Source organism: Methylobacterium sp. P1-11, from assembly GCF_008329595.1.
Classification (GTDB): domain Bacteria; phylum Pseudomonadota; class Alphaproteobacteria; order Rhizobiales; family Beijerinckiaceae; genus Methylobacterium.
In genome coordinates, this window is the sequence record NZ_NPKS01000004.1 from 105,743 (window position 1) to 132,728 (window position 26,986).

The following is a 26,986-nucleotide window of genomic DNA, read 5'->3' on the forward strand; positions in this document are numbered from 1 at the left end:
GAACCGTTCGGGCCCCGAAGCCCATGTCGGCACAGCCTTGGCGCGGCACGGTAAACAAATCCGGAATTGCCCCTCGGCAGACGGCAAGCAAGCGTTAGCCACGACTGTTTTTTGCCGCACCATGCCGGGCCGCGATCCCTCCATCGGCGGTTGCAGTGACGGGCTGTTCAGTCGCTTGGCCCAGGGTTCGTGGGGGACGGGATCATGAGCGGTCTGCGGGAGATCGGAACATGGCGGTCGATGTCCAGGTGGCGGGAACGGACATGGTCGATTCGCGCAGCGCGAGGGGGCTTGTCGCGGAGGTCATCCCCGATCTGGCGGCAGCCGAGCCGCTCTGGCGCCGTATCGAATCCGATCCGGCCAGCCTCGCGACGCCCTATCAGCGGTTCGGCTGGATCAGCGCCTACCTGCAGGCGACGGGGCAAGTCGCGAGCACGCGCATCGTGGTGCTGCGGGAGGCGGACGGGCGGGCGCGCATCCTGATCCCGGTCACGGTGCAGCGGGAACACGGGCTCCGCATCGCGCGGACGGTCGGCGACACCCATGCCAATTATCATCTGCCGCTCTTCGCCACCCGCGACGCGGCGGCCATCGCACCCGGCCGCGTCGTCGCGGCCCTGATCCGCGCCGGCCGGGCAGAGGGGCTCGACGCCTTCGCGCTGAAGCATCAGCCCCGGATGTGGGATGGGGCGGCAAACCCGCTCGCCGAAACGGGCGAACCGGAAGCCAGTGACGCCTACGGTCTCATGCTCGGGCCGGACCCGGAAGCGACCGTGCGCCGGGTGTTCAGCGCCGATGCCCGCAAGAAGCTCCGCTCCAAGGAGAAGCGCCTCGTCGAGGCACACGGGCCGCTCACCTACCGCCGCGCCGAGACGTCCGAGGAGGCGGCCCGACTGCTGGCGGCGTTCTACGCGCAGAAATCGGCTCGCTTCGCCGGCATGGGCGTCTCCGACCCTTACGCCGATCCCGCAATCCGCGCCTTCCTGGCGGCGGCTTCGGCCGGGCCGGAACCGGCAGTGGAACTGCACGCCCTCTGTCTTTCCGAGAGCGGGCGCGTCCTGGCGACCTTCGGCGGCGCGGTCAGCGACCGTCGCTTCAGCGGCATGATGACGGCGTTCGACGGCGACCCCGAAGTCGCCCGCTTCAGCCCCGGAGACCTGCTGCTGCAGCATCTGGTGCGCGAGCAGACGGCGCGCGGCCGGCAGGGCTTCGACCTCGGCGTCGGAGAGGCGCGCTACAAGGCCAGTATCTGCGACGAGACGATCAACCTCGTCGAGACGATCATTCCGGTGACCCTCCGGGGCCGGGCCTATGCGGCCGTGCGGCGCGGCCTGACGCGCACGAGGCGGCGCATCAAGCGCGACCCGCGCCTCTACGCGGTCCTGAAGCGGCTCCGCACCCTGCGCCGGTCGTGAGCGGCGCGTTGTCTAGGCGGCGTTGAGGCGCAGTTCCAGCCGCGCGTCCTGGACGTCCGAGAGAGCCGGGCGATCCTGTGCCACCAGGATCTGCCCCGCACCGGCGTCCTGAGCCAGGGCATAGAGATCGGCCAGCGCCGGATCCTCGGCATCCGCGTTCGAGGCGATCACGACGCTGTCCATGAAGCTCGCGACCAGTTCGAGCAGATCGACGGCCCCCGGGGCAGCGTAGAGCCGGCAGAGCACCCAATCGTAGGCCTCGGTCATCGCCTCGAAGGTCAGCGCCAAAGCATCCGGCTCGTCGAACAGGATCGCCGGATCCTGCAGACCGGCCTCGATCCGATGCTGACCGCTGTCCCGACGGGCCTGGATCACATCCAGGAAGGCGGCGTCGCCGGCAATGAGGTCGGAGAAGCCCAGCCGCCCGGTCCCGTCCTTCGGCCTGTTCAGGTCCACGGCGACGAGGCTCCCCTGACGGCCGAGGGCGCGGGCCAGGGCCTCGGGAAGCGTCGTCGCGCCAAGCCGCTCCTCGGTCTCGACGACCAGGATTCGGCGACCGGCGCGCATGTCCGCGTCGCGGGGCGCCGCGGCAATCCGCGCGACGAGCGGCGCGAGGTCGAACGCGTCGGCGGCGCGGCCCGGGGCCGTCGCGGCAGGCGCCGTCGCGGCGATGGGGGCGGCGTCCGGTGCCGCCGGCCAGCGCGTCGCCGGCGTGGCCTCCGGGAACGTGAAGGCCGGCCGGTCGAGCACCGGCTCGCGGCGGCGGCGATCATCCGCCGGATCGCCATCGCGGTTGCCGCCGGCCCGGCCGGATTCGGCCAGCAAGGCGCTGGCGATGACGCCGCCGACGGAGAGCATGAGCGTCAGCAGCGTCGCGAAAGCCACGATCGGCAGCTTCTTCGGGAAGGACGGCACCTCGGGCGTCACCGCCCGGGACACGATGCGGGCATCGGCGGGCGTCGCGGCCTCGCCGTCGCGCGCCGCCGCCTCCCTGTAACGGCCGAGATAGGATTCGAGCTGCTCGCGCTGCGCCTTCGCCTCGCGCTCCAGCGCCCGGAGCTGGATCTCGCTGGCATTGCCGCGCACGACGACGTCCTGCTGGCCGTCCACCGCGCCCTGCAGGCTCTCGACCCGGGCCCCGGCGATCTTGGCGTCGTTCTCCATGGTCCGCACGACGCGCTCGGCCGAGGCCTTGATCTGTGCGTCGAGATCCTCGAGCTGGGCGTTGAGTTCCTTGATCCGGGGATGGGCCGGGAGAAGCGTGCGCGACTCCATGGCGAGTTGCGCCCGCACCGCGATGCGGTTCTCGACGATCCGCCGGATGACTTCGTTGTTGGCCACGTCCGGGATCTCGAAGGCGCGTCCGTCCTTGATCAGGTCCTTGATGGCCTTCACCTTGCCGTCGAGGTCGGCTTTCAGGCTGCGCGCCACGGAGAGCTGGCTCGACAGCTCGCCGAGTTGCTGCGCGTTGAGCGGCCGGCCGGTGGCGCCGGTGCTGCCCACGAGACCGTTCTTGGCGCGGAACGCCTCGACCTTCGCCTCGGCTTCGGCGACGCGCTTGCGCAGCCCGTCGATATTGCCGCCGAGCCAGGTGGAGGCGTAGCGGGCCGTGTCGACCTTATCGGCTTCGAGCGAGCCGATATAGAGTTTCGCGATGGTATTGGCCGCCTCGGCAGCGAGCTTCGGATCCTTCGCGCGGAACTCGATCGTCAGGATTCGCGACTTGCCGGCGGGATAAACCAGCAGGTGGTCGAAATAAGCGTCGAGAACCCGGTCCTCGGCGGGGCGATCCAGCGGGTTGGCGCCGATGCCGAGCATCATCAGCAGGCGCTGCACCGGGCCGATGCTCCCCGCGCCGGGGTCGAACTCGGCGTTGCCGACGAGCTTGAGCCGGCGGATCGCCTCGCGGGCGAGATCCCGGGACATCACCACCTGAACTTGGCTCGCCACGGCCTGCTCGTCGATCGGCGTGAGCTGATCGGCGCGCTCCTGCGCGGTGCGGGCGAAGGCGGGATCGCGGCTCTCCAGGAGAACCTTCGCCTCGCCGGTGTAGCGGGGGCTGACCACGTTGACGAAAACGCTCGCGCCCAAAGCGACCACGAGGGTCGGACCGAGGATCCAGCCGATCGAGCGCCGCAGGATCCGGGGCAGCTGCGCGAGACCGAGGCCCTCCTCGGCGCGCGGCTGAGATCCGGGCACGGCGTAGGTCGAGCGGTGACGGATCGTGGACATGCGGACGCTCTGAACGCGGAGACGAACCGGTCCGGCATTACTGCCGTCCCGCCGCTATTAGTGGATGTTAAGGTTGCTCAAGCGTTAAGGCGCGTGCGGCCCGGTGAGGCGGCAGGCCGGCCGCGGCGATGATCAAATTTCATTAACCTTAACAGCCTAGATCAAGCCGCAACTGCATCCATGACGGCGATGGTGATGAACCGGCGCGCTTTGCTCCTCGCACTCGGCTCGACTCTGGCGCTCGGCGGCTGCTTACGACCGAGCTTCCGCACCGACCAGCTCGATGCCACCGGCACCGGCTCGATCGCGGCCCGCTACACGCTGGCGGCGGGCGACAAGCTGCGGGTGATCGTTTTCGGACAGGACAACCTGTCGAATATTTACGCCGTCGATGGCGGTGGTCGCATCGCCATGCCGCTGATCGGGACCGTGCAGGTCGGCGGTCAGACGACGGCCCAGGCGGCCAAGGCGATTGAGGCCAAGCTGGCCTCCGGATTCGTGCGCGAGCCGCACGTCACCGTGGAGGTGGACGCGTACCGGCCCTTCTACATCCTCGGGGAAGTCACCACCTCCGGTCAGTACCCGTTCGTGAACGGCATGACCGTGGAGACGGCAGTGGCGATCGCCGCTGGCTTTGGCCCGCGCGCGGCCAGGGATTATGCCATCCTGACCCGTGACGCCGGTGGATCGCTGGTTTCGGGAATCGTGCCGATGACCTACGCGGTCCGCCCGGGCGACACGATCGTCATCAAGGAACGCTTCTTCTGAGCGGTTACGGTCATTGCCCGCTCTGCCACGGGTTGATGACCCGCATGGCGGTCCTCTGGGCAGGGATCGGTGTTGCCACCTCTGGCATCGGCTGCTTGGCGCGTGCCAGCATCCGCCGCGCCTCCTGCGCGGGCACGGCACCCACGGGCGTGAACAGGCCTGCCAGGACTTTGCGGGTGCCCCGGCTGACGAAACGCGAGTTCTGGACCGGCTCGAAATCCCGGATGGCGTGACGCTTGTCGGGGTTTCCGGTGAAGACCCGGGCACCGGAATTCAGGACGACGATGTCGCCGGGCCGAAGCGTCTCGTCCTTCAGGAGCGCCGCGGCCGCGCCGGCTTTCATGTCGAGGGGCGTCTGGCGCTCGCTGATTTCCCGCTCCTTAATACGGATCTTCACCGGAAGCGCCGCGTAGCGGGTCTGGAAGCGCCGACGCGCGGCTCCGAGCCGCGGAGTCGCATGCCGACCGAAGACGCGGTTCTCGAAGGTGCGGGCTTGAGCCGGTGCAGGCTGGGCCTGCTGGGCCGGCGGACGGGCACCGAACAGCATTTCGAGGAAGCCGAGCTCGGCCGCCTGGGCGCGGATCGCCGTGCCGGCGAGAAGGCCGCCAGCCGTCGTGACGGCGAGCAGACAGCTCGTGCGAAGCCTCATAGGACCCTCCGGAAGCGACGCCCGACGCGAGCATCCGACCCTCAACCGCAAGGCGTACTGGAGGGTTCCGGATGATTTACGATCTGCTTAGAGACGGCGCCCGCTACCGAAACTGTGCGGTATTCGACAACAAATCCGGTGGCGATGCTACCGTCCAAGCGCGTGAGGATTCGGTCAGCCCGGGGCGGACTGCTCGCCCTCGCCGATACAATCAAGGGCACGCTCGACGGCACTCACGGCATCCAGAAGATGCTGGACGGTCCGCTCGACTTCGAGGGCGGGCCGCCCCATGGCGGCAGCCCGGGTGCTCACATCCTCGAGCTGGTCCAAGAGGGCGAGAAGATCGCCGGCTACGGTCACGACCTCGCAACGGGCGAGGCGGGTCACGGTCGGGCGCGGACGGAAGGGCAAGACGTTGCTCATTGCGGAGGGTTGTCGCCCGAAACCGCCTGGATTCGCCAGGGGGAACGCGCCGCGCTCAACATGATTGGCCGGCCGTATCCGCTGCAAACCGGGCGTGTGGTGGATTTTCCGTGGCCGCTGCGCATCGGAGGCGGCAGAACGGATTCACACGTTGCGCGCGACCTTGACGGACAGGCCTGCGGGCTGACCATGCCGCGACATCCCTCGTCTGGGCCTCGTCCGGCTGAAGCCGGTTCGACGTCCGGCCCCGGCAGGCTTCAGGATTCGCGATGCGCTTGACCCTTCTCGCCCTTTCCGCACTGGCTCTCGGCGGCCTGTGCGCCTGCACGACCAGTGACGGGCCGGATTCCCGCAGCGGGCTCGCCGAGAGCTTCAACCTCGACAATTACCGGGCTTCCGGCAACACCAACGGCACCCAGACCCGCCGGGACGTGAACCGCGCCTATACCCAGCCGACCCTGCCGACGATCGGCAACCGCGGGATGTGACACCCGCGGCCAAGCCGCGTCACCGCTTGGTGAGCGCGTCCGCGAAGGCGGCAATCCGGTTGCGGGCATAGACCGGCAGCCCGGCGCTGATCGAGTTGCCGGTATTGAAGCTGGAATTGCCCATCAGCACCTGGGCGGGCAGCAGGTTCTTCAGAACGGGAACACGGGCGTACTCGGCCTTCCGATCGAGGACATCCCCCTTGATGGCGAGCGCCATGTAGGTGGTGACCACCGTCTTGGTCGGATCGTTCGGCATGGGCTGGAACACGGCCAGGAACTTGCCGAAGCGCAGGATCTGGTTGACCCAGAAGATCGTCTGTTCCAGCCCGCCGGTGACGGTGGTGTCGATCTTGGTCAGCGCCTTCAGCGAGACGCCCTGGTCCGGCCCGAGCACCCGCAGCTCGCTCTGGAACGAGACGAACTCGGCGATCTTCTTGGCCGACCCGTCCTCCAGCTTGTTGGCGAGCTTCACCCCGAGCGGCAGCTTGCCCTCGAGGTCGTAGCGCGACTCGATGCAGGCGCCTTCGCCCTCGCACCAGGGCCGGTCGGGACGCTTGGCGAAGGCGGCAGCGGGATCCTTGTTGGGGGTCACATCGGCGGCCGCGATGGCGCGGTGCTTGATCGCCGGATCCATCTTCTGAACGAAGGCGAGGTTGGCGAAGGCCTGGAGGTCGATCGCCTCGGGCGGCCGCGGGACCACGAAGCGCCCTTCGGCGACATAGACCTTGAGCGTTTCGTGCCGGGGCTTCGTCACGCCGTTCACCGTGACCGTATAATCCGGCTCCTTGTAGCCGGGATAGGGAGCGAGCGCGGCCGCCTCGGCGGGCCGCGCCTTCTGCCAGTCGAGATACGGGATCAGGCCGTTCTCGGGCGCCGACGGGTTGTCGCGGTGGTCGGTGAACAGGATCTGACCCGGCTTGATCGCGGCCGGATCGACAGCCGTGACCGAGGGCACATCCTTGACCCGCTCGGGTGCCGGCGCCGTGTTGGCGGCGGGTGTCTGAGCGCGCGCCGGCATGGCCGGGAGCGTGGCCGTGATGGCGGCCGCAAGGGCGGCAGAGAGCTGCTGACGCAACGGGATTCTCATCTGTCGGGGAGGGCAGTCAGTAACCGGGGTCTTCGCCGAACAGGTAGTCCGGGTCGCGGCGGCGCGGCCGGCGCACGTCGTCATCCCCGCCGAAGGGCGAACGGCTGGTCTGACCGGGCCAGGGCTTGTAGGGATCCTCGCCGGTGAGATCCATATCGCCCTGCGCGCGGCGGCTGCGCGGCGCCGGTCGCTCGCCGAACGGGTCCAGGAAGTCGGCCCGCGGCCGCTCGCCGGTCATGTTGCCGTAATAGTCGCCGGCCACGCTCGCGCCGTCGTCGCCCGCGAGGTCGCCGTCCTGGGCGTCGGGCCGCATGGCGTAGAGCGTCTCACGTGGCACGAGGCGGTATTGCGTGTCGGCCATGCGACCGTCACCGCTGGTGCGGAAATGCTCGAGGAAGGCGCCGCCTGCGACCCGCACGCCGCTGCGCGGATCGATCGGGAGATCGGCTATGAAGGGCCGCGCCTCGGAGGAGGGGCCCCGCAGCGGCGTCTTGCCGATGCCGTTGGCCCAGGCCGATTGCAGGATCGCCGCGGCGATCGGCACCGAGACGTGGCCGCCGGTCTGGCCGCGGCCGAGGGTCTTGCGGGTGCCGTCGGCGTTGTCGTAGCCGACCCAGACGATCACGGAGATCTCGTTGGTCAGGCCGGCGAACCAGGCGTCGTTCTCGTTCTCCGAGGTGCCGGTCTTGCCGGCCACGTAGGCCGAGACCTTCGACAGCGCCGCCGCGGTGCCGTGCTGGGTGACGCCCTGCAGCATGGTCTTGAGCTGGTAGAAGGCCACACGGTCCGCCGAAGCGATGCGCACCGGCTCCTTGGCGGCGCGCGCGTAGAGCGGCTTGCCGTCCCGCTCGACGGATTCGAGCGCGTAGGGTGCCGGTCGCGCGCCCTCGTTGGCCACCGCCGCGTAGAAGCCCGCGAGATCGAGCATCCGCACCGGCTGCGCGCCGAGCACGAAGGGATAATAGGGTTCGCACTCGGCATAGATCTGTGCCTCGAGGGCGATGTCGCAGACCCGCTTCAGGCTCGCCGGCGCCTTTGGGGCGATCCCGCCCTGGAGCAGGCGGGCGGTGACGAGGTTCTTCGAGAATTCGAGGCCGCGCCGCAGGGTGGTGGGGCCGGACCCGCCGCCCTCGTAGTTCTTCGGCGACCAGGAATCGCCGGTCGCGCCGATCGGCGGCAGGGTGACGGCCGAATCCATCACCAGGGTGTTCGGCTGCAGGCCGGCATTGAGGGCCGCGAGATAGGTCAGCGGCTTCAGGGTCGAGCCCGGCTGGCGCACCGTCTGGGTGACGCGATTGAGCTGGCTCAACGGATAAGAGAAGCCGCCGGCCATCGCGAGGATCCGGCCGGTCTGGTTCTCCAGCACCAGCGCCGCGCCCTGGACGGTGGGGCGCACGCGAATCTGCGCGCGCAGGCCGCCCTTGCCCGAAGCGACCTTCACGCGGATCACGTCGTAGAGCTGCAGCTTGCTCCGGGCGATGCCGGGGTCGAGGAGAGCGGTGCGGCCGTCGGAGAGACCGACCTTCATGCCGCCGCGCCCGGTCTCCAGCACCACCGCCATCGGCCAGTGGACGTCGTAGAGGACCGGGCGGGCGCTCTCCAGCGCCAGGAGCCAGGCCGGCTTCTTCTGGGGCGCAGCCGCGACCTTCTCGCCGCGACGGGCCTTCGCGTCGGGCCGAGGCGGTTCCGCCCGTGCCCCGGTGACCGCAGGCGCGGCCTGGGCCGTCGCTTCCGGCGCCGGGGTGGCGGCCTGGATCCGGCGGATGCTGTCGGCGAGGTTGAGTTCCGGCCCCGTGAACACCTGACGGCCGGTGGAGCGCTCGTAATTGGCGAGCCCGTCCTGAAGCGCCTCCTCGACACCGCGCTGCAGGCCCGCATTGATCGTCGACCGGACGGTCAGCGAGCCGGAGGTCAGGGACTCCACCCCCGCGAAGGTGCGCGCCTCGCGGTTGAGGAAATCCACCACGTAGAAGCCGGAATCGCGCCGCGCGGTCTCGATCGGTTTCAGCCCGAGATCGGCCTTGATCGCCGCGGCCATCTCGGCTTCCGTGATGGCGCCCTCTTCCTTGAGGCGGGCCAGCACGTAGGCGCGCCGCTCGCGCGCCCGGTCCGGGTACTTGTCGGGGCTGTAGAAGTTCGGCCCCTTGGGCATGCCGGCGAGCAACGCCGCCTCCGGCAGGGTGAGCTGCCCGACCGGCTTCCCGAAATAGCTCTGCGCCGCCATCTCGATGCCGTAGGCGCCGCGGCCGAGATAGATGCCGTTGAGGTAGAGGCCGAGAATCTGCGGCTTCGTGAGAATCCGCTCCAGGCGCGACGCGACGATCATCTCGCGGATCTTGCGCTCGTAGGTGACGTCGTCGCCCACCGAGAGATTCTTGACCACCTGCTGGGTGATGGTCGAGCCGCCGGCCGGCCGGCCAGGCGAGGCGAGGTTGGCGATGAAGGCGCGGATCACGCCGCGCTCGTCGATGCCGTGATGGGTCTCGAAACGCTTGTCCTCGGCGGCGATGAAGGCCTTCTGCACGAGGGCCGGGACTGCGGTGATCGGCACGACGATCCGACGGCCGTTCGCCTCGGAGGCTTCGGCAAAGGGTTTGCCGGCGCCGTCGAGAATCCGCGTCATGCCCGGCAGCGCCTTGTCGCGCAGGGCCTCGGCGCTGGGCAGGTCCTTGGTGGCGTTGTCGTAGAATTCGATCACCGCCTTGGCGTCGAACGGCGAGTTCGCCGGGTTCTCACCCTTGCAGAACTGCTTGTAGCTCGTATTCAGCTCGTTCAGGTCGAGCCCGTGGAGGATCTTCGGCGCGGCCGGACCGGCGACGGTCGACGGATCCTCCATGGCGGTGGTGATCAGCTCGTCGAGGTTGATGTCCTCGATGTCGAAGGACTTGCGCATATGGGCGCAGCCGTCGCGCAGGAGGCGCACCACCTCGGGCCCGTCCGTGGCGGGATCGAACCGCGTCCGGACCGCATCCGGCCGGGTCGTCACCTGGCTCAGCGTCAGGGCGGTCGCGAACAGCTTGATCAGAATGGCGTTCATACGGGCCGGGATCGGGGGACGCGACGGGGTGCGGACCTTTCGGGTGCGCGCCTGAACAGGGCGTGCACAACGCGGCTGATTTAAGGAGATTCCGAACGGCAACGCTTTGGCCGGGTCCCACGTTCGTGAGGCGTGACGACGCCGGGGGGCTCATGATCAACGACCTGTGGTACAAGAACGCGATCATCTATTGTCTGTCCGTCGGCACCTTCATGGATGCCAACGGAGACGGAATCGGTGACTTCGCCGGCCTGGAGCGCCGGCTGGACTACATCCAGGGTCTGGGCGCCACCGCGATCTGGCTGATGCCCTTCCAGCCCTCGCCCAAGAAGGACGGCGGCTACGACATCGCCGACTATTACGGCGTCGATCCGGATTACGGCTCGCTCGGCGACTTCGTCGCCTTCACCCACGCCGCCAAACAGCGGGGCCTTCGCGTCCTCATCGACCTCGTGGTCAACCACACCTCGGATCAGCACCCGTGGTTCCGGTCGGCCCGGTCCGACCCGGACTCGCCTTTCCGTAACTGGTACGTCTGGTCGAAGGATCGGCCGGCCACCGCCGACGAGGGCATGGTCTTCCCCGGCGTGCAGAAGACCACTTGGACCTACGATTCGAAAGCGAAGGCGTGGTACTTCCACCGCTTCTTCAACTTCCAGCCGGATCTCAACACCGCCAATCCGGAGGTGCTGGCCGAGATCCTGAAGATCATGGGCTTCTGGATCCAGCTCGGCGTCTCCGGATTCCGCATGGACGCGGTGCCGTTCGTCATCGCCGAGAAGGGCGCCCATGTCGGCGGCAAGCCCCGCGAGCAATTCGAGATGCTGCGCGACCTGCGCGAGTTTCTCCAGTGGCGCCAGGGCGACGCCATCATCCTGGCCGAGGCCAACATCCTGCCGAAACAGGACCTCGACTATTTCGGCGACGACGCCGACCGCATGCACATGATGTTCAACTTCCAGGTCAATCAGGCGACCTTCTACGCGCTGGCGGCCCATGACGCGCGGCCCCTGGTCAAGGCGATCGAGCAGACGAAGCCCCGCCCGCTCTCCTGCCAGTGGGGCATCTTCCTGCGGAACCACGATGAGCTCGACCTGGGACGCCTGACCGGCAAGCAGCGCCAGGCCGTGTTCGATGCCTTCGGGCCCGAGAAGGGGATGCAGCTCTACGACCGCGGCATCCGCCGCCGCTTCGCGCCGATGCTGGCGGGCGATCCGCGCCGCATCCGGCTCGCCTACTCATTGATGTTCACCCTCCCGGGCACGCCGGTCCTGCGCTACGGAGACGAGATCGGCATGGGCGACGAGTTGGCGTTGCCGGAGCGCGACTGCGCCCGCACGCCGATGCAGTGGACGAGCGAGCACAACGGCGGATTCTCGACGGCCCGGCGAACCGTGCTCCCGCTCATCGACCACGGGCCTTACGGCTACACGCACGTGAACGTCGCCGACCAGCGCCACGAGGCGGGCTCGCTGCTCAACTGGATGCAGAGCATGATCCGGCAGCGCAAGGAGGTGCCGGAGATCGGCTGGGGCGACGTCGTCGCGATGGAGACGGAGCGCCCCACGGTCCTGGCGCTGCGCTACGCTTGGCGCGGCAACGCAGTCCTGTGCGTCCACAATCTCGCGCCGGAGCCCGTCGAGGTCGCGATGGCGTCCGGATCCGACGATCCGGAGCACGACATCCTCGTCGACGTGCTCACCGGCTCGCGCAGCGAGGTCGGCGACGACGGCCGCCACTGCCTGTTCCTGGAAGGATACGGCTATCACTGGTTCCGCGTCGGCGGGCTCGACGCGCTGCTGAAGCGGCGGCCGGCGTGAGGAAAACCGGCGCCCGGCTCGCCCTCGGCCGGCGAAGACGGTAGGACACGCCTGAGCAAGGTGTAGCATGGCCCGGACGAAGCATTATCCCTCGGACGCGACGATCGCCGAAATCCTGCCGGATATCGTTGACGGTGAAGACTACCTGCGCCAGGTCCTGGTCACCATGCGGATGTGCCAGAAGCATTACGGCGACGCCTGGGTGCGGATCGGCGTGACCGGCCGGTCGCCGACGCCGTCCTACCGGATCGACCGGCCGGACGAGGCGGCACGGGGCGAAGCTGCCGTCGAGGCGGGCAGGACCCTGTTCGGAGCCTACGGCGGACGGTCCCACGACCGATTCACGCAGGTCAACACCGCGGAGACCCGCTGGAGCTCGCGGGCGCTCGGCATGGCCGAAATGCTGGCGCTTCACGACGGCCTGCGCCGCCCCAAGGGCGACGCGGCCTGAGCGTGGCGCACAGGGTGCCGCCCACCGGCGTTCTGCGCTAAACTGCGGTCGAGGGCGTCCGGAGCGGCGCTGCCAACACGCGGGACGACATGCCAGGTACGCCACGGGCCGGGATCATCCCGGTCACGCCCTTCCAGCAGAATTGCACCTTGATCTGGGACGACGCCACCAAGGTCGGCGCCGTGGTCGATCCCGGCGGCGATCTCGACCGGATCGAGGCGGCGATCCGCGAGCAGGGGGTCACCGTGGAGAAGATCCTGCTGACCCATGGCCATGTCGACCACGCTGCTGGCGCCGACGAGCTGCGCGAGCGGCTCGGCGTGCCGATCGAGGGCCCGCACCAGGCCGACAAGTTCCTGCTCGATTCCCTTCCGGAGACGGCGGCGAATTACGGGCTCGGCGCGGCCCGTCCCGTCACGCCCGACCGCTGGCTCGACGAGGGCGATGCCGTGACGGTCGGCGGCCTCGGCTTCGACATCCTCCACTGTCCCGGGCACTCGCCCGGCAGCGTCGTGTTCGTGAGCCGGGACGCGCGCTTCGCGCTGGTCGGCGACGTGGTGTTCAAGGGCTCGGTCGGCCGCACTGACCTGCCTGGCGGCAACCACGAGCAGCTGATCCGGGCCATCAAGGACAAGGTGCTGCCGCTGGGCGACGACGTTTCCTTCATCCCGGGCCACGGACCGACCAGCACGCTCGGCGAGGAGCGGGTCTCGAATCCGTTCCTGCAGGACTGACGCCCATGGACAAGCGCCGCATCGGCCGCTCCGACATCACGGTGGCCCCCTTCTGCCTCGGCGGCAACGTCTTCGGCTGGACTGCCGACGAGGCCACCTCCTTCGCGATCCTCGACCGGTTCGTGGAGTGCGGCTTCGACTTCATCGACACCGCCGACGTCTATTCGCGATGGGCCCCCGGTCACGTCGGTGGAGAATCGGAGACGGTGATCGGCCGGTGGCTTGCCGCCCGTCCCGGCGTGCGGGACCGGATCGTGCTGGCGACCAAGGTCGGCATGGATATGGGCGAGGCCGGCAAGGGGCTCTCGGCGGCCCATATCGAGCGGGCCTGCGAGGCGTCGCTGCGGCGGCTGCGCATCGACCGGATCGACCTCTACCAGTCCCATATCGACGATGCGGATGTGGCGCTGGAAGAGACGCTGCGGGCCCATGAGCGCCTGATCGCGGCCGGCAAGGTCCGCGCCGTCGGCGCCTCGAACTACAATGCCGCCCGGCTGAAGGAAGCGCTGACGATCGCGGCCTCGGCGGGACTGCCGCGCTACGAGTGCCTCCAGCCGGATTACAGCCTCGCGCAGCGCGGCTACGAGACCGAGCTGGAACCGCTCTGCCGCGCCGAGCAGATCGGCGTCATCGGCTACTTCTCGCTGGCGGCCGGCTTCCTCACCGGCAAGTACCGCACGCCTCAGGACGCGGCGGGGCGCGCCCGGGAAAACCGGGTCGCCAAGTACCTCAACCCGCGCGGCCTCGCTCTGCTCGACGTCCTCGATGCGGTCGCGCAGGCCCACGGCGCAAGCCCGGCCCAGGTGGCGCTCGCCTGGATCATCGCCCGCCCCGGCATCACCGCACCGATCGCCAGCGCGACCTCGGTGGCACAGCTCGACGAACTCCTCGGCGCCGCCCGGCTGACCCTTTCGACAGAAGCGGTCGGCCGGCTCGATGCGGCGAGCGCAGGCGGGATCGAGGGCTAACGCGGCGTTAAGCGGGGAGCGTCACAAAAGCGACGGGACGGGTCCGCCGCGGGCCCGTAAAATCGTGCAATCTCAACGCGGAACCCCTATATCAGGCGGACCAAGCGAGAGTTCAGGCGCGGGCCCCCGACGGCGCATCTGCCACCGACGCGATCAGGCCCGCCTGCCCGAGGAAGTTCATGGCCGACACCCCCCAAACCGAGCCCGCCGATTACGGCGCGGAATCCATCCGCGTGCTGAAGGGCCTCGACGCCGTCCGCAAGCGGCCCGGCATGTATATCGGCGATACGGACGACGGCTCAGGCCTCCACCACATGGTGTACGAGGTCGTGGACAACGCCATCGACGAGGCGCTGGCCGGCCATGCCGACCTCGTCACCGTGACCCTCAACGCCGACGGGTCCTGCACCGTCTCCGATAACGGGCGCGGCATCCCGGTCGACATCCACAAGGAGGAGGGCGTCTCGGCGGCCGAGGTCATCATGACCCAGCTGCACGCCGGCGGTAAGTTCGACCAGAATTCGTACAAGGTCTCCGGCGGCCTGCACGGCGTCGGCGTCTCGGTGGTGAACGCGCTGTCGTCGTGGCTCCGCTTGCGCATCTGGCGCAACGACAAGGAGCACGCGATGGAATTCCGCCACGGCGATGCCGTGGCGCCCCTGGACGTGGTCGGGCCCGGCAACGGCCGGCGCGGCACGGAAGTCACCTTCCTGCCCTCGACAGACACCTTCACGATGATCGAGTTCGACTACGGGACGCTGGAGAAGCGCCTGCGCGAGCTGGCCTTCCTCAATTCCGGCGTGCGCATCGTCCTGACCGACGCCCGGCACGCCGAGAGAAAGCGCGAGGAGCTGTATTACGAAGGCGGCATCGAGGCCTTCGTCCGGTATCTCGACCGCTCCCGCAAGCCGATCGACGGCATGGCCAGCCCGGTGGTCGTCTGTTCCGAACGCGACGGAATCCGCGTCGAGGTCGCGTTCTGGTGGAACGACTCCTTCAACGAAACGGTCCTGCCCTTCACCAACAACATCCCGCAGCGGGATGGCGGCACGCACATGGCCGGCTTCCGCGCCGCGCTGACCCGCCAGATCACCGGCTATGCCGAGTCGAGTGGTGTGGCCAAGAGGGAGAAGGTCTCGCTGACCGGCGAGGATTGCCGCGAAGGGCTCACCGCGGTGATCTCCGTCCAGGTTCCGGACCCGAAATTCTCCTCCCAGACCAAGGACAAGCTCGTCTCGTCCGAGGTTCGGCCCGCCGTCGAGAACGTCCTCAACGAAGGCCTGTCGACCTGGCTCGAGGAGAATCCGAGCCAGGCCCGGTCGGTCATGGGCAAGGTGGTCCTCGCCGCCTCTGCGCGCGAGGCGGCCCGCAAGGCCCGCGAGACCGTGACCCGCAAGGGCGCCCTCGACATCGCCTCGCTGCCCGGCAAGCTCGCCGACTGCCAGGAACGCGACCCGACCAAGTGCGAGATCCTGCTGGTGGAGGGTGATTCCGCCGGCGGCTCGGCCAAGCAGGGCCGCGACCGGACCTTCCAGGCGGTGCTGCCGCTGCGCGGCAAGATCCTCAACGTCGAGCGCGTGCGGGCCGACCGGATGCTGTCCTCGGCCGAGATCGGGACGCTGATCACGGCCCTCGGCGCCGGGATCGGGCGCTCCTCGACGGATCGCGAGGGCTTCAGCCCGGAGAAGCTGCGCTACCACCGCATCATCATCATGACCGACGCGGACGTGGACGGCTCGCACATCCGGACGCTGCTCCTGACCTTCTTCTTCCGGCAGATGCCGGAGCTGATCGAGCGCGGCCACCTCTACATCGCGCAGCCGCCGCTCTACAAAGCCGAGCGCAGCCGGAAGGCCATCTACCTGAAGGATGAGCGCGCCCTCGAGGATTACCTGATCGATCAGGGCACGGACGGGGCGGTCCTGCGCCTGTCCACCAGTGCGGAATTCGCCGGGCCTCAGCTCAAGAGTCTGGTCGAGGAGGCCCGGACATTCCGGAACATCCTGCAGGGTCTGCACACCCGCTACGACCGCGCCGTGGTCGAGCAGGCCGTCCTGGCTGGCGCCTTCGATGCCGAAGCGGCGTCGCGGGCCGGCGAGGCCGAGGTGCTGGCCGACATGACCGCTCGCCGGCTCGACGCGATCGCGGACGAGATCGAGCGCGGCTGGCAGGGCGAATCCTTCGAGGGCGGCTACCGCCTCAGCCGGACGCTCCGCGGCGTCCGACAAGTGGCGACGCTCGATGCGGGGCTGATCGCCTCGCAGGAAGCCCGCCGCCTGTCCGAGCGGGCCGAAGCTTTCCGGGAGATCTACGGCGAGCCCGCCACCCTGATGCGCAAATCCGACGAGACCGTGCTGCACGGGCCCGTGGCCTTGTTCGAGGCGGTGATGGCCTTCGGCCGGAAGGGCCTGCAACTCCAGCGCTACAAGGGCCTCGGCGAGATGACGGCTCAGCAGCTCTGGGAGACGACCCTCGATCGCGACGTGCGCTCGCTGCTGCAGGTGAAGGTCAAGGACGTGACCGACGCCGACGACCTGTTCGTGAAGCTGATGGGCGACGTCGTGGAGCCGCGGCGCGAATTCATTCAGGAGAACGCCTTGAGCGTCGCCAATCTGGACGTCTAAGGGCGAGCGGCGTCGTTTTTCGATGAAGGTTGTCCTTAGGTCAGGATTTTCTGTCCCGGTTTACTGAGAAACCTGGCGCTGGCGACCGCGCGGCATACTGTCCACCGTCGCGGTTGCAGCCCGCACCAAGCCCGGCGGCCGCGACGTTCTCATGTCGTGCCGCATGAAGTTGACCCCGGCCTTCGAGCGTCAACACGGTCGCCGGCATGATCGGGGCACGCTCAAATATCCGCTTCTCCCATCCGGAGCAGATGTGCGGCGACAGCCTCGGGAGGCAGCTGAAGACGTACTTCCAGCGATGCGCTCGCCGTAGGGCAACCTCGACCGGGTCGATCCAATCCGCGATCGCGACCGAGACGACCGTCGCAAGGTGCTGGCCGCGCTCGATCGGCCGGCGGAGCACCGGCGTCAGCGCCTCGTACAACATCGACGCCGCCAGTACCGACGGTACCGTCAGGGCGCGGGCAAGGTCAGCCCGGGGCAGCTTCTGCCGGCCGTGGCAGACGCCAGGGGCCGCGAACGCCTGATCGAGATGGTCGAGGTCATCAGCGCGGCGGTCCGTCTTGCGCAGACCCTCAATGCAGCTTGGCGTCTTGGGTGCTGGGGTTTTCTTGGAACTCACGGCAGCGTCCACCGCAAGGCCGCCGTGCGCATCCAGGCGCGCCGGTCAGGCCCCGCAGGCGACTGCCACAATGTCCTTGGCCAGGTTCGGGAAGATCGCGCCACCGCGATCGCGATCGGTGGTCATGACACAGCGGCATCGGACGCGCGGTTGCAGATCGTGCTCCCGCATGAGGCGGCGGACCGTCTTATGGTTTACCACCAGTCCTGCTGGCGCAGGACCGCCTGGACGCGTCGCCAACCGTACGCTTCGAACAGGTCGCAGATCCCGGCCATGGCTCCGACGAGCGCGGTGTCGTCCGCAGCCTGGGGCGGAGCGTCGTAGTAGGTGGAGCGCGCGAGGCCCATCAGCCGGCATCCCGCTGCGACGGAGAGACCATCGGGCCGGTGATCACGGACGTAGGCCCGCTTCTCGGCAGCGGCGTGCTTCGCAGCGCCCCCTTTGCAAACTCAAGCTCAAGCGCCTGTCGGCCGACAAGGCGATCGAGCGCGGCGATCCGCGCCTCATAGGCCTGGATCGTGTCGGCGGCTGCCGCATCGTCGTCGAGCGCGCCAGCCTCGTACTTCTGCCCCCAGGCGCGCACGAGGTTGCGCGAGAGGTCGGCGCTTGGCCGAGCCGCAAAGCGTCTCGCCAGACAGGGACTCCTGTACGACCTGACGCTTGAACGCGATGCTGTGGTAACGAGGTCGGGCCATGGCCTTCATCCTCCGAAGACCCGGCGAATCAGTCAATCAGGCCCAGCCAATCCGTCCACCCCCAGGGGCCCACTCCAAACCGACGCTCCATTTGGCCCCCAATACCGCTGTGAAGCTCACCCGACTGCCTACGGCGATGTGGCTGTTAGCACACTCCGGAGTCAGCGCGTCAGGGGGTGCGGATGCCACCCACTCCCCGGACCTGCCGAACGCTGGAGCCATGCACTCAACACGGGGGCAGGACGTTGCATCTTGACGTCAGAAGCAGCACACACGCGGCAGATTTTCGGACCGTTCGGTGCGCTGCCCTTGAGCGAGGTGCGCCGAAGAGTCGGCAGTTCGGCGCCGTCCGTGATCTCCCAGACAATAGGAAGACGTGATGAAGACGCGCGCCGCGGTCGCGTGGGAGGCTAAAAAGCCTCTTACGATCGAGACCATCGACATCGAGGGGCCCAAGGCCGGTGAGGTTCTGGTCGAGTTGATGGCCACCGGCATCTGCCACACCGATGCCTACACCCTCTCGGGTCTCGATTCTGAGGGCAAGTTCCCGGCGATCCTCGGCCATGAGGGCGCGGGCATCGTCCGTGAGGTCGGAGCCGGCGTCACCACGCTGAAGCCCGGCGACCATGTGATCCCGCTGTACACGCCGGAGTGTCGCAACTGTAAGTCGTGCCTCTCACAGCGCACCAACCTCTGCACGGCGATCCGAGCGACCCAGGGCCAGGGCGTGATGCCGGACGGCACGAGCCGCTTCTCCTGCGTCTCCACCGGCGGCAGCCCCGGCAGTTCGAGCACGGTGTTCCACTACATGGGCTGCTCGACCTTCTCGAACTTCACGGTCCTGCCGGCTATTGCGCTCGCTAAGATCCGCGAAGACGCCCCCTTCGATAAGATCTGCTATATCGGCTGCGGCGTGACCACAGGTATCGGCGCTGTAATTTACACTGCCAAGGTCTGGCCTGGTGCCAACGTGGTGGTGTTCGGTCTTGGTGGCATTGGTCTCAACGTCCTCCAGGCCGCCCGGATGGTCGGGGCCGACAAGATCATCGGCGTCGACATCAATCCGGAGAAGCAGGCTATGGCCCGCAAATTCGGCATGACCGATTTCATCAATCCGACCGAGGTTGGAACCGACAAGGTGGTTCAGGCCATCGTCGATCTCACCGGCGGGGGCGCCGACTTCTCCTTCGATTGTACCGGCAACGTCCACGTGATGCGGCAGGCTCTCGAGTGCTGCCATCGCGGCTGGGGCGAGTCGATCGTCATCGGCGTGGCCGAGGCCGGCCGCGAGATCTCGACCCGTCCGTTCCAGCTCGTCACCGGTCGCGTCTGGAAGGGCTCGGCTTTCGGTGGCGCGCGCGGTCGCACGGACGTGCCGAAGATCGTGGACTGGTACATGGAGGGCAAGATCAACATCGATGATCTGATCACCCACACCATGCCGCTCGAAGAGATCAATCACGGCTTCGACCTGATGCACGAGGGTAAGTCGATCCGGTCCGTCGTCGTCTACTGAGAATGATGGACGCGGATCCTTTCCTTTGGGTCCGAGGATCCGCGTCCCATCAAATCGTTCCCCTCGCGGGGGACGCCGGCGTCCTGCCCTTCGCCCACGCGCGACACCGGCACGACGCGAGCGATCCAACCGTCGCCGGGCTCTGTCGAAGCCCGTCACATACCATCCAGCCCCGGTGCGGGGCTTTCGCCTCCCGAGCAGGAGAACAAAGCTGATGGAAACCATCTCGAAGGCCCGCGCTCATGGCGGCACGCAGGGCGTCTACAAGCACGATGCGCAGACCACGGGATGTACGATGACGTTCGCGGTGTTCGTGCCGCCCCAAGCCGAGAACGGCCCGGTCCCGGTGCTGTGGTACCTGTCGGGACTGACCTGCACGCACGCCAACGTCATGGACAAGGGCGAATACCGGGCCGCAGCCGCCGAGCATGGCGTCATCATCGTGGCCCCCGATACCAGCCCGCGCGGCCCCGGCATCCCGGACGAGGACGGCAATTGGCAGTTCGGCTCCGGCGCCGGCTTCTACCTAGACGCCACGCAGGCGCCCTATGATACGAATTACCGGATGTGGAGCTACGTCACGGAAGAGCTGCCTGCGCTCATCGCGAAGGAATTCCCCGCCGATATGACCCGCCAGGGCATCTTTGGGCATTCCATGGGCGGCCACGGGGCGCTCACCATCGCGCTGACCTACCCGGAGCGCTTCAAGTCCTGCTCCGCCTTCGCGCCGATCGCCCAGCCCTCCACGGCCGGCTGGTCGAAGCCGGCCTTCGAGAAGTATCTCGGTTCCGACCCGGTCGCCTGGCGCGCCCACGACGCCACCGCGCTGATCGAAGACGGCAAGCGTTTCCCCGAGTTCCTGGTAGATCAGGGCACTGCCGACAGCTTCCTTCAGGACGGCCTTCGCCCCTGGCTGCTGGAAGAGGCCTGCGAGAAGGCCGGCATCGCCCTAACCCTCAACATGCGCGAGGGCTACGACCATTCCTACTTCTTCATCTCGACCTTCATGGCCGACCATATCGCCTGGGCTGCCGCGCGCCTGAAGTGATATTGTCAGCACCCTCAGCGCAGTCGGGGAGCAATGCCTCGCGCCATCGGGTGCAGGATGCCGTCCAGGGCGCTTGCCGGCGGGAGGCGATCCGACCGCTTTCGGGAAGCCCTGGCGGCTTTCAGCATGCCCGAGATAGATCGGTTGGGGCTCGTCCGCTTGTCCAGCAAGCTCTCTCCGAAGCGGACGTCCTACTTCCGGCCAGCGTAAGTCACGCCAGGTCGCTATCCTGCTCCAAACCGGACATTCGGCTTGGCGCCCATCCCGGTCATTAAGATGGTCCTGATGACGTCCCGTAAACGGACGCTACCGGCTGCGATCGGCCATTCGCATGAGGCTCGGCTCCATGATGTAGCCGCCCGTCACACGGTCGGAACGCCTACGGGGATCACCTCCGCTGCTGAGTCGTTTCTCCCTCAGCCACGAGCCGCCGCAACCGAGCATTCTCGCGCTCCAAGTCCCTCATCTTCCTGGCCTGATCGGCTCGGAGGCCGCCGCACTCCTTGCACGCCAGCGCCAAACTCTTGCCCTGCGTCGTCTGCACCTCGATCTGGCGCAGCTTCAGCACAACCTGCTCCGCGCTCGTCTTCTGACCTCGCAGCATGTCCCACTTGCTCAATCCTTGGCTGATCCTCTCAAGCAGCCCGGTCCAGAGCCAGCCGGTGAGGTCACTCGGAAGAGGCCGGCGGTGTTTCGTTTCAAGCCTCGGCTTGAGCGGAACGCCGGCGTGGTTGCCGTTTCGAGCGCGGTGTCAGAGGCGCAGGACCGCGGCGCTGGCAACGTTCCAGGCAGCAATCCAGGCGGACCGATAGGGCTGCGGCCACTCAGGCCGAGGGCAGATCCGGCAGCCGCATCAGGGGCTCGCCGACTCGCAGGGCCGTCCCCACGGAGAGCCCCGGGCAGAGCGTGAAGCCCGGCGGCGCCAGCACCACGATCGTGGAGCCGTGTTCGAACCAGCCCATCTCCGCGCCCTTCGCCATCCGCACCCCGCTCGGCAGGGTCTGCCCCCCGGTTGCGCGCAGCGCGAGCCCTTCGGGCAGGAAGCCCAGGCGCAACCCCGCGACGAGGATGGCCGCCACAGGCACCAGCGTCACCGCGTGCCCACCCTCCGCGACGCACAGGCGCAGAATCGCGCGCTCATTCCGGCAGAACAGCGCCTCGACCCGTTTCAACGCGATCGGGTTCACGTTCCAGGTGTCGCCCCAGATGTGCCGGACCGACTCGACGCGCAGGTCGTGCGGGGCGTGGAAGCGATGGTACATCCCGGCCGTCAGACGCAGGGTGGCGTAGCAGCCTCCCTCATGGGCGCGCGCGAGCGCGACATCCCCACCGAGCAGATTGATGAGTGGGTAGGACAGGCCCTTGATCTGGAACAGGCGTCCGGCCTCGATGCGGCCATGCGCGCCGAGGATCGCGTCGCTGGGACTCGTGAGCACGGCGGGATCGGCCGCGATCGGCCGGGCGCCGGGGCGCAGGGCCCGCACGAAGGCGGCGTGCAGGCTGGAAAAGTGCGTCTCCTGCGCGTCGCGGAGATCGACGTCACAGAACAGCCGCCAAGCCGCAATCGAGAGATCGCGCACCACGGGCTGCTCGATTCGGCTGAACCAGCCCATGAAGCGGGTGGCGAGCCGGCGCGGCAGGCGGTTCGTGAGGAGGAAGTTGAGATCCTCCTGCGCGCCGATGCGCGCCAAGGCTTTCCGCAGCGGCGACCCAGAAACCGTCATCATGCCGTGAATTGCCTCCGATAGGGCGCGGGGCCATGTCCGCCCTCCTTGTCGCCCTGTCCGCCACCACCGCAGCGGTCCTCGCCCTGCCGCGGGCCGCGCAGCGTCTGCAATTGTCCCGGGCGAAACATCCCTCGCTCACCGGCCATGCCCGGATGGCGAGGCGCGTCGCCGGGCTGATTCCGCACTACGCCTATTCCGAGCGCGCATTCTTCCGCTCCGATAATCCGGACGCGGCGGTGGCGACCCGGCGCGAGAACGGCTTCGCCCGGCTCTCCGACCTGTTCCGGACGCGCTACGCGCGCAGCCGCGCCGAGACCGAAGCCGTGCGGGACGGCCTGTCGGATCTGCAGTTCACCGGCCTCTACCGGGTGCCGTTTCAGTACGCCCGCCACGTCCGCGCGCATCTCGGAACCGGCGCCTTCGCGGCCACGTCCCAAGGCGTGACCCTCACGGATCTCGACGGCAACGTCCTCTACGATCTCGCCGGGTCCTACGGGGTGAACCTGTTCGGTGTCGATTTCTACCGCAGCTGCCTGGAGGAGGGCGCCGCGCGGGTCTCGGCGCTGGGCCCCGTGCTCGGGCCGCTGCACCCGGTCGTCACCGGCAATGTCGCGCGGCTGAAGGCAATCTCGGGCCTCGACGAGGTCTCGTTCCACATGTCCGGCACCGAGGCGGTGATGCAGGCAGTCCGGCTCGCCCGCTACCATACAGGCCGCCGCCGGATTGTGCGGTTCTGCGGCGCCTATCACGGCTGGTGGGGCGAGGTGCAGCCCGGCATTGGCAACCCGGTCCCGACCCGCGACACGCTCACCCTTGCCGAGATGTCCGAGCGGACGCTCCAAGTGCTCGCCTCCCGGCGCGACGTCGCCTGCGTTCTGGTCAACCCGCTTCAGGCCATGCACCCCAATGCCGGGGCGCCGGCCGATTCCGCGCTGGTCGACAGCGGCCGGCGGGCCTCCTTCGACCGCGCCGCCTACACGAAGTGGCTCCGCGATCTGCAGGCGGTCTGCAGCGCCCGGGGCATCGTGCTGATCCTCGACGAGGTCTTCCTCGGCTTCCGCCTCGCACGCGGCGGCGCGCAGGCGTATTTCGGCCTGCGCGCCGATATGGTCACCTACGGCAAGACGCTCGGTGGCGGGCTGCCCGTCGGTGTCCTGTGCGGGCGCGCCGACCTGATGCGCCGCTACCGGGACGACCGTCCGGTCGACATTTGCTTCGCCCGCGGCACTTTCAACGCCCACCCCTACGTGATGGGCGCCATGAGCGCGTTCCTCGATCGGCTGGGCACCCCTGAGGTCGCCGCCCTCTACGCCGATCTCGACGCGACCTGGGATGAACGCGCGCAGCGCCTCAACGCCGTTCTCGCGGACGCGGACCTCCCGGTGCGCATCGTCAACCTGTCGACGGTCTGGACGGTCCTGTACACGCGGCCGTCGCGCTACAACTGGATGCTGCAATTCTACCTGCGCGCGGAGGGGCTGGCCCTGTCATGGGTCGGGACCGGCCGGATGATCTTCAGCCTCGCCTACGACGATGCGGCCTTCGAGGCCGTCGCGACCCGCTTCGTGGCCGCGGCGCGGGCGATGCACGCGGATGGCTGGTGGGAGAGCGGTGCGCCGAGCGACAAGGCGATCCGCCGGTCGATCCTGCAGGAGGTCGCGGCGGTCCGCCTGGGCCGGCTCGGCACGCTGCTGGGCCTGCACGGTCCGGATCACGCCTGATCCGGCGCGCCGGCCCGGCGCGCGCGTCCGGCTCAGGCGCCGCGCTCGTGCGGCTCCTGCTCCTCAACCAGTTCACCGTGCAGCAGGGCGAGCGGCGCCTTGTGGTAGAGCTTGATGTCGTGGAACGGGTCCGTGAGGATCTTGGTGACCCAGACGAGTCCGGTCTGGACGTCGCGCTGGACGAAGAGCTGCACCATCCGGAACAACAGGCCGGCCAGCGCCAGCCACAGCCAGATCCAGCCGACGTTGCGGATCAGGCCCGCAGTGCTCTGATGGGGCGAGATCAGGCCGAACAGGCTCGGATCGAAGTAAAGCGGCAGCGGCGACAGGGCCCAGATCGCCAGGAGGACGACCTTGCGCTGCAGGTTGTAGCCGACCTTGATCTCCTCCTTGTGCTCGTGCGTCGCGTCGTTGACGTGATCATAGCCCTTGGGCTCGAAAAACAGGTGTCCGGCCTGCCGGGACGTCATCGCCACGAGCCAGCCGATAAGCGCCGCCGTGGCCGGATCCTTGAACGCCAGTGCGTAAGCCACGAGGAAGCTGATCGCGCTCACCACGTGCAAGCTCTGGTTGATGCGGTTGTGATGGTAGTAGCGGTGATCGTCCCAGCGCTGCACGCGCAGCGCCTCTATAAAGCTCGCCATGATGTGCGTCCCCGATCGAAGGTTGTCGGCTGGTCGAAGGTGATCCGCGCTCAGGCCGCCCGCTTGCGCAGGCGGAGGAGGGAGAAGTGGCCGAGGGGCGGCAGCGCCCGGCGCTCGACGATCTCCACCGGTGCGCCGGCCGCCCAGGCGGCATAGCGCCCCCAGGCGAATTCGGTCCGCCAGCCGAGGCGGCTCGTCACGGGCGCCAAGACATGCTCCACCGCGCGCCGCGGGCCGGATTCGGCACCAATCCGCGTTGTGATCACGATCTCGCCGCCGGGGCGCAGCACCCGGGCGAACTCGTCCAGCGCCCTTTCGGGATTGGGGACCGCCGTGACGACGTACTGGGCCACCACCACATCGAAAGAGGCGTCGGCGAAGTCGAGCTGCTCTGCGTCCATCACGGCGAGGCGCTCGACGTTGCGCAGCCGCAGCCGCGCCACGCGCTGGCGCGCCTTCTCCAGCATGGGCGCCGAGATGTCGATGCCGACGATGCTGCGGGCGCGCCGGTAGGCGGGCAGGGACAGGCCTGTGCCGACGCCGACTTCCAGGATCCGCCCCCCGATCCGTTCGGCCGCCGCCGCCGCCAGGGTCCGGCCCTGTGCGAAGACGGGCCCGAAGACGAGATCGTAGACCGGGGCCCAGCGGCCATAGGCCTTGGCGACGCCGTCACGGTCGAGATCGGGGCCGAGCGTTCCCGCGCGCGAGGAACCGGCGTCGTGCATTCCGAGGGCCATGGGCGTCCTGTCTCGTTGTCGGCAAGATCAGCGCAGCGGCGGCTTGGTCATGCCGCCATCTGCAGGGTTCGGTCAGAAGGTCCGGATCGGATTCACATCAGCGGCGTTCGAGCCGGACACGCCGTGGTCCAGCGGCGGGCGCGCTCACACGCGCACCACACACCCGAAGACCGGTGGCGGCCACCGCGCGGCACCGCGCGCCGATCAGGAGGGGCGAACATGCGGGCGGCGGGGTCTTGGTGCATGCCACGCGGCCCCGACCAACAACGACCCCACGCTGCCTCTCCGCAGAAGTCTTTCCGCCGGCAAAGCTATGTCCAGCATTTGACAAGGTTGTGACAGGACCGTCAATGCTGCTGCTGCGCAACCAGTTTGTTGGCAAACTACAGATGATCGGCGCGAAAGATCCTTCTCAGGTGCGGGCCACTCGAGCCGTTCGGTCATCGATCCCTGACCGCCTCCCCGGCGGACGATTGCGACGGCGCGCGCCGCTCACGCGGCGTTCACGATGCTCGGAACGCGTCACCGTCGCGGCCTCGTCGCGGAACCCCGGATGCGCGATGATTTGAGGGCAGGAGGCCTCAAGGTCGCTCCTTCGACATCTTCTTGCCCTGATATCGACGAGATGTGACCCGGTATCCCCAGCTGGACAGGGCGCGACGACGCGCCGAAGGAGTGTTTCGCGTGATCGACAATTTGCGGCGTCAGACTATCGCGGTCGCGGCCATCGCCGGGATTGCCCTCAGCGCCGGACAGGCGCAGGCCGCGCAGTGCGGCAACACCGCAGCCGGGTTCGAGGCGTGGAAGCGGCAATTCGCCGAGGAGGCGCGGGGCCGGGCCAGCGCGGCGAGCCTCGCGGCGCTCCAGAACACCACCTACTCGACCGCCACGATCTCGGCGGATCGCGGACAGCACAGCTTCAAGCTGTCGCTGGAGCAGTTCCTCGCCAAGCGCGGCGGCCCGACGATCGTGTCGAAGGGCCGCGCGCTCAAGCGGCAGAACGCGGCCCTCTTCGACTCAATCGAGCAGCGCTACGGCGTTCCGCCGGGCCCGCTCCTGGCGATCTGGGGCATGGAGACCGGCTTCGGGGCCGTACGCGGGAACGTCAACACGCTCTCGGCTGTGGCAACGCTCGCCTACGATTGCCGTCGCTCGGAATACTTCACCGACCAGCTCTACGCCGCCCTGACCCTCGTCGATCGCGGCCTGCTGACGCCGAGCACCCGCGGCGCAGCGCACGGCGAGGTCGGCCATACCCAGTTCCTGCCGAAGAACGTGCTCACCTACGGCACGGGTGACCTCAACAATGTCGGGGCGGCCCTGTCGTCCACCGCCAACTTCCTCAAGGCGCATGGCTGGCGGGCCGGTGCGGGCTACCAGCCGGGCGAGCCGAACTTCGCGGCGATCCAGGGCTGGAATGCGGCCCCGGTCTACGAGAAGGCGATCGCGCTGCTCGGGCGCCAGATCGACAACGATTGACTGCATGGTGGCCTGGAACAGGCCGCCTAAGCTTGCGAAGACTGGCTGCGATGCGCCCGAAAATGGTCTCGATCGATCCAAGATCGACCATCGCGTCGCCC

The 26,986-nt window shown here is 68.3% G+C and carries 23 protein-coding genes and 1 pseudogene; 12 read left to right on the forward strand and 12 right to left on the reverse strand.

The features are described 5' to 3' along the window. Positions 1 to 230 precede the first annotated feature (230 nt). Positions 231 to 1,415, forward strand: coding sequence for a GNAT family N-acetyltransferase (locus CIW48_RS05770; protein ID WP_149309892.1), 1,185 nt, complete (start codon positions 231 to 233; stop codon positions 1,413 to 1,415). Between the two features lie 12 nt (positions 1,416 to 1,427). Here CIW48_RS05770 and CIW48_RS05775 read toward each other — a convergent pair whose 3' ends face one another. Further along, positions 1,428 to 3,647, reverse strand: coding sequence for a GumC family protein (locus CIW48_RS05775; RefSeq protein WP_149309894.1), 2,220 nt, complete (start codon positions 3,645 to 3,647; stop codon positions 1,428 to 1,430). Positions 3,648 to 3,836: 189 nt separating this feature from the next. Between CIW48_RS05775 and CIW48_RS05780 the strand changes: the two genes are divergently transcribed. Further along, complete coding sequence (locus CIW48_RS05780; RefSeq protein ID WP_173009199.1) at positions 3,837 to 4,415, forward strand: polysaccharide biosynthesis/export family protein; 579 nt, start codon at positions 3,837 to 3,839, stop codon at positions 4,413 to 4,415. 10 nt (positions 4,416 to 4,425) lie between these two features. Here CIW48_RS05780 and CIW48_RS05785 read toward each other — a convergent pair whose 3' ends face one another. Together CIW48_RS05785 and CIW48_RS05790 are read right to left on the reverse strand one after the other, a co-directional pair. Next, on the reverse strand, positions 4,426 to 5,064 hold the full coding sequence (locus CIW48_RS05785) for a hypothetical protein (protein WP_149309896.1): 639 nt from the start codon (positions 5,062 to 5,064) through the stop codon (positions 4,426 to 4,428). A 174-nt stretch (positions 5,065 to 5,238) separates the two neighbouring features. After that, positions 5,239 to 5,487, reverse strand: coding sequence for a hypothetical protein (locus tag CIW48_RS05790; protein WP_149309898.1), 249 nt, complete (start codon positions 5,485 to 5,487; stop codon positions 5,239 to 5,241). A 269-nt stretch (positions 5,488 to 5,756) separates the two neighbouring features. Between CIW48_RS05790 and CIW48_RS05795 the strand changes: the two genes are divergently transcribed. Continuing rightward, entirely contained in the window at positions 5,757 to 5,975 is a 219-nt protein-coding gene (locus tag CIW48_RS05795; RefSeq protein ID WP_091777352.1) for a hypothetical protein, read from the forward strand. A gap of 19 nt (positions 5,976 to 5,994) precedes the next feature. Here CIW48_RS05795 and CIW48_RS05800 read toward each other — a convergent pair whose 3' ends face one another. Both CIW48_RS05800 and CIW48_RS05805 read right to left on the reverse strand, forming a co-directional pair. Continuing rightward, positions 5,995 to 7,050 (reverse strand): hypothetical protein, encoded by a 1,056-nt coding sequence (locus CIW48_RS05800; RefSeq protein ID WP_149309900.1) that lies wholly within the window; start codon positions 7,048 to 7,050, stop codon positions 5,995 to 5,997. A gap of 28 nt (positions 7,051 to 7,078) precedes the next feature. Further along, positions 7,079 to 10,099 carry a transglycosylase domain-containing protein gene (locus tag CIW48_RS05805; RefSeq protein ID WP_149309902.1) on the reverse strand — a complete coding sequence of 1,007 codons (3,021 nt, stop codon included), beginning with the start codon at positions 10,097 to 10,099 and terminating at the stop codon, positions 7,079 to 7,081. Positions 10,100 to 10,251: 152 nt separating this feature from the next. On the opposite strand from CIW48_RS05805, the gene CIW48_RS05810 reads away from it, so the two are divergent. From CIW48_RS05810 to gyrB, 5 genes are all read left to right on the forward strand, one after another. Beyond that, positions 10,252 to 11,919 carry an alpha-amylase family protein gene (locus CIW48_RS05810; RefSeq protein ID WP_149309904.1) on the forward strand — a complete coding sequence of 556 codons (1,668 nt, stop codon included), beginning with the start codon at positions 10,252 to 10,254 and terminating at the stop codon, positions 11,917 to 11,919. Between the two features lie 67 nt (positions 11,920 to 11,986). Beyond that, positions 11,987 to 12,370 (forward strand): hypothetical protein, encoded by a 384-nt coding sequence (locus tag CIW48_RS05815; RefSeq protein ID WP_149309906.1) that lies wholly within the window; start codon positions 11,987 to 11,989, stop codon positions 12,368 to 12,370. 89 nt (positions 12,371 to 12,459) lie between these two features. Continuing rightward, the gene (locus CIW48_RS05820; protein ID WP_091777362.1) at positions 12,460 to 13,104 is read left to right on the forward strand and encodes an MBL fold metallo-hydrolase; all 645 of its coding nucleotides are present in this window, start codon (positions 12,460 to 12,462) and stop codon (positions 13,102 to 13,104) included. 5 nt (positions 13,105 to 13,109) lie between these two features. Further along, entirely contained in the window at positions 13,110 to 14,072 is a 963-nt protein-coding gene (locus CIW48_RS05825) for an aldo/keto reductase (protein WP_149309908.1), read from the forward strand. 179 nt (positions 14,073 to 14,251) lie between these two features. Continuing rightward, positions 14,252 to 16,696: a DNA topoisomerase (ATP-hydrolyzing) subunit B gene (gene gyrB / locus CIW48_RS05830; RefSeq protein ID WP_149309910.1), complete on the forward strand. Its 2,445-nt coding sequence runs from the start codon at positions 14,252 to 14,254 to the stop codon at positions 16,694 to 16,696. A 40-nt stretch (positions 16,697 to 16,736) separates the two neighbouring features. On the opposite strand, the gene CIW48_RS05835 is transcribed toward gyrB, so the two are convergent. The 3 genes from CIW48_RS05835 to CIW48_RS05845 form a co-directional block, all read right to left on the reverse strand. After that, complete coding sequence (locus CIW48_RS05835; protein ID WP_149309912.1) at positions 16,737 to 17,318, reverse strand: hypothetical protein; 582 nt, start codon at positions 17,316 to 17,318, stop codon at positions 16,737 to 16,739. A gap of 194 nt (positions 17,319 to 17,512) precedes the next feature. Then, entirely contained in the window at positions 17,513 to 17,665 is a 153-nt protein-coding gene (locus CIW48_RS33150; RefSeq protein ID WP_173009185.1) for a hypothetical protein, read from the reverse strand. Continuing rightward, on the reverse strand, positions 17,665 to 17,901 hold the full coding sequence (locus CIW48_RS05845) for a hypothetical protein (protein ID WP_246695142.1): 237 nt from the start codon (positions 17,899 to 17,901) through the stop codon (positions 17,665 to 17,667). Before CIW48_RS05845 ends, CIW48_RS33150 begins: the two co-directional genes overlap by 1 nt. A 491-nt stretch (positions 17,902 to 18,392) precedes the next feature. On the opposite strand from CIW48_RS05845, the gene CIW48_RS05850 reads away from it, so the two are divergent. Continuing rightward, on the forward strand, positions 18,393 to 19,529 hold the full coding sequence (locus CIW48_RS05850; protein ID WP_149309917.1) for an S-(hydroxymethyl)glutathione dehydrogenase/class III alcohol dehydrogenase: 1,137 nt from the start codon (positions 18,393 to 18,395) through the stop codon (positions 19,527 to 19,529). Between the two features lie 214 nt (positions 19,530 to 19,743). After that, positions 19,744 to 20,577 (forward strand): S-formylglutathione hydrolase, encoded by an 834-nt coding sequence (fghA, locus tag CIW48_RS05855; RefSeq protein WP_149309919.1) that lies wholly within the window; start codon positions 19,744 to 19,746, stop codon positions 20,575 to 20,577. A 415-nt stretch (positions 20,578 to 20,992) separates the two neighbouring features. On the opposite strand, the pseudogene CIW48_RS05860 reads toward fghA, so the two are convergent. Beyond that, positions 20,993 to 21,181: pseudogene (locus tag CIW48_RS05860) on the reverse strand (IS3 family transposase); the annotation flags it as partial. 220 nt (positions 21,182 to 21,401) lie between these two features. After that, entirely contained in the window at positions 21,402 to 22,304 is a 903-nt protein-coding gene (asd, locus tag CIW48_RS05865; RefSeq protein WP_149309921.1) for an archaetidylserine decarboxylase, read from the reverse strand. 32 nt (positions 22,305 to 22,336) lie between these two features. Here asd and CIW48_RS05870 point away from each other — a divergent pair, with 32 nt between their 5' ends. Then, positions 22,337 to 24,025: an aminotransferase class III-fold pyridoxal phosphate-dependent enzyme gene (locus CIW48_RS05870; RefSeq protein ID WP_149309923.1), complete on the forward strand. Its 1,689-nt coding sequence runs from the start codon at positions 22,337 to 22,339 to the stop codon at positions 24,023 to 24,025. A gap of 32 nt (positions 24,026 to 24,057) precedes the next feature. On the opposite strand, the gene CIW48_RS05875 is transcribed toward CIW48_RS05870, so the two are convergent. Together CIW48_RS05875 and CIW48_RS05880 are read right to left on the reverse strand one after the other, a co-directional pair. Further along, positions 24,058 to 24,669, reverse strand: a complete 612-nt coding sequence (locus CIW48_RS05875) for a hypothetical protein (RefSeq protein WP_149309926.1) — start codon at positions 24,667 to 24,669, stop codon at positions 24,058 to 24,060. 50 nt (positions 24,670 to 24,719) lie between these two features. Next, positions 24,720 to 25,406: a methyltransferase domain-containing protein gene (locus CIW48_RS05880; RefSeq protein WP_149309928.1), complete on the reverse strand. Its 687-nt coding sequence runs from the start codon at positions 25,404 to 25,406 to the stop codon at positions 24,720 to 24,722. A 684-nt stretch (positions 25,407 to 26,090) separates the two neighbouring features. On the opposite strand from CIW48_RS05880, the gene CIW48_RS05885 reads away from it, so the two are divergent. Then, complete coding sequence (locus CIW48_RS05885; protein ID WP_149309930.1) at positions 26,091 to 26,885, forward strand: lytic murein transglycosylase; 795 nt, start codon at positions 26,091 to 26,093, stop codon at positions 26,883 to 26,885. Positions 26,886 to 26,986: the final 101 nt, after the last annotated feature.

What these genes read in the sequence shown, in the direction of transcription:
- CIW48_RS33150 (WP_173009185.1), bottom strand. Translation starts at nt 17,665, where the DNA reads ATGGGCCTCGCGCGCTCCACCTACTACGACGCTCCGCCCCAGGCTGCG.
- CIW48_RS05770 (WP_149309892.1), top strand. Translation starts at nt 231, where the DNA reads ATGGCGGTCGATGTCCAGGTGGCGGGAACGGACATGGTCGATTCGCGC.
- CIW48_RS05790 (WP_149309898.1), bottom strand. Translation starts at nt 5,487, where the DNA reads ATGAGCAACGTCTTGCCCTTCCGTCCGCGCCCGACCGTGACCCGCCTC.
- CIW48_RS05870 (WP_149309923.1), top strand. Translation starts at nt 22,337, where the DNA reads ATGTCCGCCCTCCTTGTCGCCCTGTCCGCCACCACCGCAGCGGTCCTC.
- fghA (WP_149309919.1), top strand. Translation starts at nt 19,744, where the DNA reads ATGGAAACCATCTCGAAGGCCCGCGCTCATGGCGGCACGCAGGGCGTC.
- CIW48_RS05815 (WP_149309906.1), top strand. Translation starts at nt 11,987, where the DNA reads ATGGCCCGGACGAAGCATTATCCCTCGGACGCGACGATCGCCGAAATC.
- asd (WP_149309921.1), bottom strand. Translation starts at nt 22,304, where the DNA reads ATGATGACGGTTTCTGGGTCGCCGCTGCGGAAAGCCTTGGCGCGCATC.
- CIW48_RS05780 (WP_173009199.1), top strand. Translation starts at nt 3,837, where the DNA reads ATGGTGATGAACCGGCGCGCTTTGCTCCTCGCACTCGGCTCGACTCTG.
- CIW48_RS05795 (WP_091777352.1), top strand. Translation starts at nt 5,757, where the DNA reads ATGCGCTTGACCCTTCTCGCCCTTTCCGCACTGGCTCTCGGCGGCCTG.
- CIW48_RS05820 (WP_091777362.1), top strand. Translation starts at nt 12,460, where the DNA reads ATGCCAGGTACGCCACGGGCCGGGATCATCCCGGTCACGCCCTTCCAG.
- CIW48_RS05875 (WP_149309926.1), bottom strand. Translation starts at nt 24,669, where the DNA reads ATGGCGAGCTTTATAGAGGCGCTGCGCGTGCAGCGCTGGGACGATCAC.
- CIW48_RS05850 (WP_149309917.1), top strand. Translation starts at nt 18,393, where the DNA reads ATGAAGACGCGCGCCGCGGTCGCGTGGGAGGCTAAAAAGCCTCTTACG.
- CIW48_RS05880 (WP_149309928.1), bottom strand. Translation starts at nt 25,406, where the DNA reads ATGGCCCTCGGAATGCACGACGCCGGTTCCTCGCGCGCGGGAACGCTC.
- CIW48_RS05785 (WP_149309896.1), bottom strand. Translation starts at nt 5,064, where the DNA reads ATGAGGCTTCGCACGAGCTGTCTGCTCGCCGTCACGACGGCTGGCGGC.
- CIW48_RS05775 (WP_149309894.1), bottom strand. Translation starts at nt 3,647, where the DNA reads ATGTCCACGATCCGTCACCGCTCGACCTACGCCGTGCCCGGATCTCAG.
- CIW48_RS05810 (WP_149309904.1), top strand. Translation starts at nt 10,252, where the DNA reads ATGATCAACGACCTGTGGTACAAGAACGCGATCATCTATTGTCTGTCC.
- CIW48_RS05825 (WP_149309908.1), top strand. Translation starts at nt 13,110, where the DNA reads ATGGACAAGCGCCGCATCGGCCGCTCCGACATCACGGTGGCCCCCTTC.
- gyrB (WP_149309910.1), top strand. Translation starts at nt 14,252, where the DNA reads ATGGCCGACACCCCCCAAACCGAGCCCGCCGATTACGGCGCGGAATCC.
- CIW48_RS05805 (WP_149309902.1), bottom strand. Translation starts at nt 10,099, where the DNA reads ATGAACGCCATTCTGATCAAGCTGTTCGCGACCGCCCTGACGCTGAGC.